Annotated in this window: 8 protein-coding genes; 6 read left to right on the top strand and 2 right to left on the bottom strand. The window is 64.0% G+C overall.

Annotation, left to right across the window (positions count from 1 at the left end; translation table 11 throughout):
- Nucleotides 1-99 precede the first annotated feature (99 nt).
- Entirely contained in the window at nt 100-1,026 is a 927-nt protein-coding gene (gene thrB, locus Q0331_RS07945) for a homoserine kinase (protein ID WP_298075852.1), read from the top strand.
- Nucleotides 1,027-1,034: 8 nt separating this feature from the next.
- On the opposite strand, the gene Q0331_RS07940 is transcribed toward thrB, so the two are convergent.
- Entirely contained in the window at nt 1,035-1,715 is a 681-nt protein-coding gene (locus Q0331_RS07940) for a DedA family protein (protein ID WP_298075851.1), read from the bottom strand.
- A 123-nt stretch (nt 1,716-1,838) separates the two neighbouring features.
- On the bottom strand, nt 1,839-3,527 hold the full coding sequence (locus tag Q0331_RS07935; RefSeq protein WP_298075850.1) for a long-chain fatty-acid--CoA ligase: 1,689 nt from the start codon (nt 3,525-3,527) through the stop codon (nt 1,839-1,841).
- Between the two features lie 292 nt (nt 3,528-3,819).
- Between Q0331_RS07935 and rho the strand changes: the two genes are divergently transcribed.
- The 5 genes from rho to Q0331_RS07910 form a co-directional block, all read left to right on the top strand.
- Nucleotides 3,820-5,565: a transcription termination factor Rho gene (gene rho / locus Q0331_RS07930; protein WP_298075849.1), complete on the top strand. Its 1,746-nt coding sequence runs from the start codon at nt 3,820-3,822 to the stop codon at nt 5,563-5,565.
- 3 nt (nt 5,566-5,568) lie between these two features.
- A complete protein-coding gene (prfA, locus tag Q0331_RS07925; protein WP_034985602.1) occupies nt 5,569-6,645 on the top strand; it encodes a peptide chain release factor 1 in 1,077 nt (358 codons plus the stop codon).
- 63 nt (nt 6,646-6,708) lie between these two features.
- Nucleotides 6,709-7,647 (top strand): HemK/PrmC family methyltransferase, encoded by a 939-nt coding sequence (locus Q0331_RS07920; protein ID WP_298075848.1) that lies wholly within the window; start codon nt 6,709-6,711, stop codon nt 7,645-7,647.
- Between the two features lie 55 nt (nt 7,648-7,702).
- On the top strand, nt 7,703-8,362 hold the full coding sequence (locus tag Q0331_RS07915; RefSeq protein WP_298075847.1) for an L-threonylcarbamoyladenylate synthase: 660 nt from the start codon (nt 7,703-7,705) through the stop codon (nt 8,360-8,362).
- The coding region (locus tag Q0331_RS07910; RefSeq protein ID WP_298075846.1) for an MraY family glycosyltransferase at nt 8,362-9,346 on the top strand (985 nt) is incomplete at its 3' end. The genes Q0331_RS07915 and Q0331_RS07910, both read left to right, overlap by 1 nt.

The following is a 9,346-nucleotide window of genomic DNA, read 5'->3' as shown; positions in this document are numbered from 1 at the left end:
CGGCCTGAAGGATCCGACGACCGCCCTGTCCCAGATGCCGGAGCCCACCGTCACCGACGTGGACCCGCACGCCGTTGCAGACAAGCTGGGGTTGAAGTAATGGGCGTCGAGATCCCCGTTGGCCGCAAGGCCACCGTCAAGGTTCCCGCTTCGACCGCGAACCTGGGGCCTGGCTTCGATACCCTCGGCCTGGCGCTGGGTCTGTACGACTATGTGACTGCCGAGGTCATCGAGTCCGGCCTGGAGGTCGAGGTCACCGGTGAAGGCGAGGGCGAGGTTCCGCTGGACGAGCGGCACCTGGTGGTGCGAGCCCTACGTGCAACGCTGAAGGAGGCCGACGTGACGGTTCCGGGGTTGCGTGTCAGCTGCACGAACTCCATCCCGCAGTCCCGCGGCCTGGGATCTTCGGCCGCCGCGGCGACGGCAGGCGTGGCCGCGGGCAACGGCCTGGCAGGGTTCACGCTGGACGACCAGGCACAGGTGCAGATCGCCTCTACCTTTGAGGGGCACCCCGATAACGCGGGCGCTTCCGTGCTGGGCGCGGGTGTTGTCTCGTGGACCAATACTCCCATCGACGGAGTGTCCGCACCGGCGTACCACGCCCGTCGCATCGACGTGCACCCGGATATCAAGGCCACCGCGTTCATCCCGGACTTCCACGCATCGACGGAGGCGATCCGCCGCGTGCTGCCCTCCGACATTAGCCACGTGGACGCCCGCTTCAACGTCTCCCGCACGGCTGTAATGACCGTCGCACTGCGCGACGATCCGAAACTGCTGTGGGAGGGCACTCGCGACCGCATGCACCAAACCTACCGAGCCGAGGTGCTGCCGGTGACCGCCGAGTGGGTGAACCGCCTGCGCAACCTGGGTTACCCGGCGTTCCTTTCGGGCGCGGGTCCGACGATCCTGGTGCTGAGCACCGAGCCGGTCGACAATGCGCTGGTGGAAGAGGCCCGTGGCCGCGGAATGAAAGTCCTAGACCTGGAAATCGCCGGTCCGGTAGAGGTTGACGTCACCGGATAAGTACGAAACTAGTCTTGGGCAGTAGCCGGGGCGGGAGTTTGCTTCCTCTCGCCCCGGCTTTTCTGTATCACGCCGAATAGTGCCGGGACGATGGAGAAGGCGACGATACCGAGGAAAATGGCCTCGATGTTGTTGCGCACGAACTCCACCCCGCCGAGCAGCGATCCCAGGTAGACAATGCCGCTGGCCCACAGCACACCGCCAAGCACATTGAAAAGAATGAACGTGCGGTAGCGCATGCCCGACATTCCGGCCACCAAGGGGGCATAGGTGCGCACGAAGGGTACGAAGCGGCATAGGATGATCGTGATCGAACCGTACTTTTCAAAGAACGCTTCGGAGCGGTGCAGGTGCTCTTGTTTAAAGAACCGCCCGTCCTTCCGGTTGCGCAGCGCAGGGTGAAAGCGGTGGCCAATCCAGTAGCCCACCTGGTCGCCCAGGATCGCTGCGATCGGAGTAATCAGCAGCACCTGCCATAGGGGTGCGAAGCCATCGGGCTGGCTGGCCAGTAGTCCCGCAGTGAAGAGCAAGGAGTCGCCGGGCAGGAAAGGAAAGAACAGCCCGGATTCGATGAAGATAATCGTAAAAATGGCGGGCAGGATCGCCGCGCCGAAAGGTCCGGAGCCCGAAAGCAAATACATCGGGTTGAACCACTGCGGCCCGAGGGCCAGCACAGTTACATCAGTCATGCAGAAAAACGCTACTCTACTTTTCTCCGCAATAGTTGGAATCGTTCCTGTTAAAAGCTGGTGAGTTTACCGCCAACTAGCCTAGGCCGGCACTTGCGCACCCCAGCGCGCCCCAGCAGGACCCTAGATTGTGATGATCTCGAACTTCCCCTCGCGGAAGTACTGGCGCAGGTCCTTCTTGTCGAACTTATCCACGCTGGTTTTGTCTATGTGGTCCACGAAGGTCCAGTTCTCCGGCACCATCCAGCCGGGCACGCGCTGACGTAGATCGTCGGCCAACTCCTGCGCGGTTTCCGCAGTCCAGGGGGTTCCTTCGGCAACCACTACCACCGCGAGTGGACGCTGCCCCCACTTCTCCGATGGAATGCCGATCACCGCCGCCTCGATCACCACTGTGGGTTCCAGCAGGTAGTTCTCCAGCGCCGCTGAATAGATCCATTCGCCGCCCGAGCGGATAATGTCGGCCTTGCGGTCGTGGATTGTCAGGTAGCCGTCCTTGTTTACGGTGGCGATGTCGCCGGTGCGGAGCCAGCCGTCTTCGGTAAAGCGCGAGTTGTCGTCCTTGTAGTACGAGGCTGTCACCGTGTTGCCACGCACCTGCAACTCACCCTCGTTGCGGTCGTTGGCTTCCAGCACGTTGTCGTTGTCATCGACGATGCGGTAGCGCATGCCCACGTGGAAGCGCCCTTGACTTTCGCGGTACTTGGCGCGGGCAGCGCCGGCCACGCCTGCGGGTGGGTGGGCGACGGTGCCCACCGGTCCGGTCTCCGTCATGCCCCAGGAGTGGATGATGTCCACGCCGAAGCGCTCTTCCCAGGCATCGATCATGGCGGGGGAGACCTGCGAGCCGCCGACGTAGATCTCCTGCAGGCTCATCTTCTTCGGGTGCTTCTTGGCGTAGTGCACTAGCAGCCCCGTCCACACAGCTGGCGATCCGTGGGCCTGGCGCGGCATGGCATCTGCGATCACGTGCGCCAGGTGCTCCGGGGTGGCGCTGCGGCCGGTGAACACGATCGGTGCGCCGGCCATAAAAGCGGCCAGTGGCACGCCCCAGCTGAGGACGTGATAGATCGGCACACAGCACAGGAAGCTGGTGCCGTTGCGGATGCTGAAGCTATCGGCGGCGCGCAGCTGCATGGAGTGCAGCCACAGCGCGCGATGGGAGTAGACTACGCCCTTCGGTGGGCCTTCGGTGCCGGTGGAAAAGCAGATGGCCGCCGGGTCGGTTTCTTCCACGTCCGGCCAATCGAAGTCGGCACTGCGCCCGTCGAGTGCGGCCTCCAGGTTCAATACGCGCAGGTGGCTCAAGCCTGGTTTGCCCTGTTCGCCCTGTTCACCCTGTGCGGCGATGAGCCGTTGCACCGCCTCGGTGTCAGCGACGTTTGGGCCGATCACCAGCACCGCCTCCACACACGGGCAGTCGGCCAGTAGCGGGACGATCTGTTCGCTGCAGGCTGGGTCGAGTACGAGCACTTTCGGCGCCGCTTTGTTGATGATGTGTGTGATTTGGGCGTCCATGAGGTGCCGGTTGATGGGGTTAAACACCGCGCCCATCGACGCCACGGAGAGCAGTACCTCCAGGTGCTCGGTGCAGTTTGGCAGCACGGTGGCTACGCGGTCGCCGCGTTCGATGCCGAACTCGTCGCGCAGCATGTTGGCCATTGCGGCCGCGCGGATGCCGATGTGCAGGAAGCTGGTTTGCTCTGCGATGTCGTCAAAATACGTGGTCACTGTGGTGTTTCGGTGAACGCTGGCCCCGTATTCCAGGATCCTCGCTACGGATAGTGGGATCTCCTGCATCGTCGACTTCATGCATTTCAGCCTAGCCGTTAGGTACTCGCGGTGTGGGAGGTGCTATGGTTAGCTACGGAAGCCGGATGTGAGGCTCGTTTCTTTTTCTCTTTCTTTCTTTTTACGACGCCACCCCGCGCTACACCCGCCGCCAGTCGCATCGTGGGACGTTAAGGCGGCAATCTTTCTGGAAGATTCCCGCAATCTTTGGGTTAAATTAAAAACTGTTGTCGAATACGCATGTCTGGCCAACCCTGGAGCTTCGCAGGCTTTTTGAAGGGTCGATGAAGAAGCCGGACGTGAAAGGACTTTTGTGAGCCTGTCCGATATTTTGGCTCGTGGCCAAGCCAATGGCCTCGCCTCGTTGAAATTGCCGGAGCTGCGACAGATTGCAGCGGCACAGGGGCTGAAAGGCACCTCTGGTCTTCGCAAAGGCGAGCTGATCGCCGTTATCGAGTCCGGTGGTGCATCGAGTGGCGGTGGAGCGCCCCGGAAGCCGCAGCCTGCCGAAGAGACTGCACCGAAGGAGCCTAAGGAGCCTAAGGAGCCGAAGGAAAAGCCGGTCGCGGAGGCGCGGGAGGGGCGTCACCAAGAAAAGCGCCAAGAAGAAACCGCAGATAGTTCCGAGCAAATCGGTGACGACCGCGGTGAAGAGCGCCGCGAAGATCGCGAGAAGAACCGCCACGATAACGAGCGCGGCGATAACAACCGGGACGACAATAACCGCGGCAACCGCCGCAACCGTCGCAATCGCCGCAACCGTCGTAACCGTGGCCGCGACAATAATCGTGACAACAACCGCGATAACAACCGCAACAACGGCGGTAATAACGGTGATGGCAATAACGGCGGCGGCAACGGCGGCAACAACAACCGCGACCCGAAGCCGGAAGAGCTGACACCCGTCGCGGGCATCCTCGACTTCGTCGACGCGAACACCGCGTTCATCCGCACCACCGGCTACCACGCGGGCCCGACGGACGTGTACGTGCCGATCAACACGGTACGCAAGTACGGCATGCGCCACGGCGACGCGATCGTCGGCACCATCCGCCCGAAGCACAACAACAATAACGGCGGCGGACGCGGACGGAACCGCCAGAAGTACACGCCGATCTACCAGGTAGAGACCGTTAATGGCCTGACCCCGGAGCAGGCGGCAGCGCGCCCGAACTTTGCGAAGCTGACCCCGCTGTACCCGAACCAGCGCCTGCGCCTGGAGACCGACCCGAAGACGCTGACCACCCGCGTGATCGACCTGATCATGCCGATCGGCAAGGGCCAGCGCGCACTAATCGTTTCCCCGCCGAAGGCCGGTAAGACGACCATCCTGCAGGACATCGCCAACGCGATCTCCACGAACAACCCCGAGTGCTACCTCATGGTGGTGCTGGTGGACGAGCGCCCGGAGGAAGTGACGGACATGCAACGCTCCGTCAAGGGCGAGGTCATCGCCTCCACGTTCGACCGCCCACCGGGGGAGCACACCAACGTCGCCGAGCTGGCCGTCGAGCGCGCAAAGCGCCTGGTGGAGCAGGGTAAGGACGTTGTTCTGCTGCTGGATTCCATCACCCGCCTGGGTCGCGCGTACAACAACTCCTCGCCGGCCTCGGGCCGCATCCTGTCCGGTGGTGTGGACTCCAACGCGCTGTACCCGCCGAAGCGCTTCCTGGGTGCTGCCCGCAATATCGAAAACGGTGGCTCACTGACGATCATCGCCACCGCGATGGTGGAGACCGGCTCGGCCGGCGACACGGTGATCTTCGAGGAATTCAAGGGCACTGGCAACGCAGAGTTGAAGCTGGACCGCAAGATCTCCGAGCGTCGTGTGTTCCCGGCCGTGGACGTGAACCCGTCGGGCACCCGCAAGGACGAGCTGCTGCTCAGCCCGGAGGAGGCGCGCATCATGCACAAGCTGCGCCGCATCCTGTCCGCGCTGGATTCGCAGGCGGCCATCGACCTGCTTATCAAGCAGCTGCGTAAGACCAAGACCAACCGGGAGTTCATGCTGCAGGTTGCCAGCTCCGCGCCCCTGGCAGGCGAGGACGAGGAGGATTAAATCATGAGCCAATCACCGTCAGTCATCGACGACATCCTGGCCGAGTACCAGGGCCTGGAAATGCAGCTGAGCGATCCCGAGCTGCACAACGACCCGGCCGCCGCCCGCAAGGTCGGCAAGCGCTTTTCCGAGCTGCAGCCGATCATCCAGACGCACCAGAAGCTCGAGCAGGCCCGCGAGGACCACGAGGCTGCGTCCGAGATGGCATCCGAGGACAAGGAATTCGCCGAGGAAGCCAAGCGCCTGGAAGAGGAGATCGGCGAGCTGGAGGAGCAGCTGACCGACCTGCTCGCCCCGCGCGACCCGCACGACGGCGACGACATCGTCATGGAGATCAAGTCCGGTGCCGGCGGCGAGGAAGCTGCGCTGTTTGCTGGCGAGCTGGCCCGCATGTACCAGCGCTACGCTGAGCGCCACGGCTTTAGCACCGAGATCCTGGGTCTAAACGAGACCGACCTGGGCGGCGTGAAGGACATGACCCTGTCCATTCGTTCCAAGCAGCCCTCCCGCGATGGTGCGTGGTCGGAGTTCAAGTTCGAAGGCGGCGTGCACCGCGTGCAGCGCATCCCCGTCACCGAGTCGCAGGGCCGCATTCAGACTTCCGCGGCGGGCGTGCTGGTGTACCCGGAGCCCGACGAGGTCGAGGACGTGCACATCGACGACAAGGACATCCGCGTGGACGTCTACCGTTCCTCCGGTAAGGGCGGCCAGGGCGTGAACACCACGGACTCGGCGGTTCGCATTACCCACCTGCCGACCAACATCGTGGTGACCTGTCAGAAGGAGCGCTCCCAGATCCAGAACCGCGCCCGCGCGATGCAGGTTCTGGCTGCGCGCCTGCAGCAGATGAAGGAAGAAGAGGCCGAGGCCGAGGCAGCCGAGGGCCGCGCAGCGCAGATCCGCACCATGGATCGTTCCGAGCGCATCCGCACCTACAACTTCCCCGAGTCCCGCGTTTCTGATCACCGCATCGGCTACAAGGCCAACAACCTGGATGCTGTCCTGGACGGCGACCTGGAGGCCCTGCTTGCGGCGCTAAAGGAAGCCGATCGCGCACGCCGTCTCGAGGCCGAAGACTAGCCGTCTTCTCGCCACAGGTGACGGCAGAACGGCAGGACAGTAGAACGGCAGAACGGTGGGACGTTGAACATCAACCAGGCGATCCGGGAGGCCACCGCACAGTTGAGCGCGGCGGGCATCGATTCTGCCGCAGTCGACGCGCGCCTGCTGATGCGCTACCTGCTCGCCGACCCCGGCACTAGCCCTGCTGCTCCTGGAACCAGTGCTGACACCGCCGCTCTTGCCACGCCCCGCGCCGCCGTCGACCCCGGCACCCTCTTTATGCGCGCCGACGATCCCGCCCCCAGCGCCTATGCCGACTGGGTGACTCGCCGCGCCGCGCGCGAACCCCTCCAGCACATCGTCGGCTCCGCCCCCTTCTGCGGCCTGGACCTCTTTGTGGAGCCCGGCTGCTTCGTCCCGCGCCCCGAAACCGAGCTGCTCGCCGACTGGGCCGCGCGCTTCCTCAATGGCCGCCCCGCGCCGCACGTGGTCGATCTTTGCTGCGGACCCGGCACGTTGGGGCTCGGGGTTTCTTTTCTTTATGACGCCCCCATCTCCCTGACCGGAATCGAAATCTCTCGTGACGCGCTGCGCCTGGCCGAGAGGAATGCCCGACTTGTTCCGCAGGTCAATACCACTTTCATTCAGGCCGACCTGGCTGTCGATGATCCGGTTGGGGTGCCAGCGACGGCGGGCGTTTCCCCTGAGGCTTTTGCGCACGCGGACGTGGTGGTGTGCAACCCTCCGTACGTGCCGGAATCCGCGGAGGTTTCCCCCGAGGTGGCTGCCGACCCGCACGCTGCCGTGTTCTCCGGGGACGACGGACTGGAGCTCATGCCACGGGTTCTGCAGTGGGCTGAGGCGCTGGGGCGGCCAGGTGGTGGCGTCGGAATAGAACACGACGACTCCAACGGCGCGCAGGTGGCGGCCATGATGCAGCAACGCGGCTGGCGAGAGATCACTCAACACCGCGACCTGGCTGGCCGGCCGCGCTTCGTCACCGCCCTGCTACCGCAGTAGTACCGGCGATGGGGTTAAGGTAGAGCACGTAATAAATGAGCAAGAAAGGGCCGCAATGTCGAGAACCGTAGACGCAACCGATCCGCAGAACCGCGAGGCCGCGCTAGACGCAGCGGCGAATGCGGTGAAGGGCGGACGGTTGGTCGTGCTGCCGACCGACACGGTCTACGGCATCGGCTGCGATGCCTTCGACAACGAGGCAGTGGCCGCCCTGCTGCGCGCCAAGGGGCGTGGCCCCGACATGCCCGTTCCCGTGCTGGTTCCCAGCTGGACCACCATCCAAGGTCTCGTGCGCGAGTACACCTACAACATGCGCAAGCTCGTCGAGGCCTTCTGGCCGGGTGGGCTGTCGATGGTCGTCCACCAGGCGCCGAGCCTGCCGTGGAACCTGGGGGATACCCGCGGCACCGTGATGTTGCGCATGCCCAACCAGCCCATTGCGCTGGAGCTGCTCGAACGCACCGGCCCGATGGCGGTTTCCAGCGCCAATATCTCCGGCCAGCCGCCGGCGACGAATGTGCAGATGGCCGAGGATCAGCTGGGCGCGGATGTGACAACCTACATCGACGGCGGGGAAGCGCATCATGGCGTGGCCTCCACCATCGTTGACCTTTCCTCCGGCCGCCCGCGCATCCTTCGCGAGGGTGCGGCCACCACCGAGCGCGTGGCCGAGATTCTGGGAATGAGTAGTGCGGAGCTGCGGGGAGACGTCTAATGACAGTCCTTGCCCAGCCGGCTATCGGCGCAGGTATTCCCCTGCGCGAGTTGGTGTTGGTGCTGCTCGTCGCCTGCACGGTGACGTATCTGGTGACGGGCGTGGTGCGCTCGGTGATTCTGCGCTACGGCCGGATGGCAGCCCCGCGCGAGCGCGACGTGCACCAAGTTCCGATGCCCCGGCTGGGCGGGGTAGCGATGTTTACGGGGCTGGTCGTGGCCGTAGTGGTGGCCAACCAGCTGCCCGCGTTGACGCGCGGGTTCCCGCCGGTAACGCCAGATATGACGGCGGTGCTGATGGCCGCCTTCGTGATTGTGGTCGTCGGGGTGGTGGACGACCTCTACGACATCTCCTGGGTGCTGAAGCTCGGCGGGCAGGTAGTGGGTGCCGTGGTGATGAGCCTGATGGGCTTGAGCTGGTATTTGTTCTACCTGCCGTTCGGGGACGGCACCACGCTGATTCTGGACCAGATCCAGTCCACGATCCAGACGGCGCTTTTGACCGTCACGATCGTGAACGCGATGAATTTCGTCGATGGCCTGGACGGTCTGGCCGCGGGGTTGGGGGCGATCGCCGCCGGGACGATCCTAATCTACTCGCTGACCATCCTGCATGACCAGGGCGGCACCGTGGCGGCCTACCCGCCAGCGATCATCTCTGCGGCGCTGGTGGGAATCTGCATGGGTTTCCTGCCTCACAACTTTTCGCCAGCGCGCATCTTCATGGGGGATAGCGGCGCGATGCTGATCGGCCTGCTGCTGTCCGCGGCCTGCACGTCGGCATCCGGGCGCATTAACGCGGCGCTGTACGGGCCGGCGGATATGGTGGCTCTGCTCTCGCCGATGATCGTGGTTCTGGCGGCCCTGTCCATTCCACTGCTGGACCTGGTGATGGCAGTCGTGCGGCGCGTGTCCCAGGGCAAGAGCCCGTTCTCTCCAGATAAGAAGCACCTGCATCACCGATTGCTGCACATTGGCCACAGCC

Origin of the sequence: uncultured Corynebacterium sp. (assembly GCF_937999985.1) — a bacterium.
In the GTDB taxonomy this organism is placed as follows: Bacteria; Actinomycetota; Actinomycetes; order Mycobacteriales; family Mycobacteriaceae; genus Corynebacterium.
Note: the sequence above shows the minus strand (reverse complement) of the source record. Positions and strands in the feature narration are given on the sequence as shown.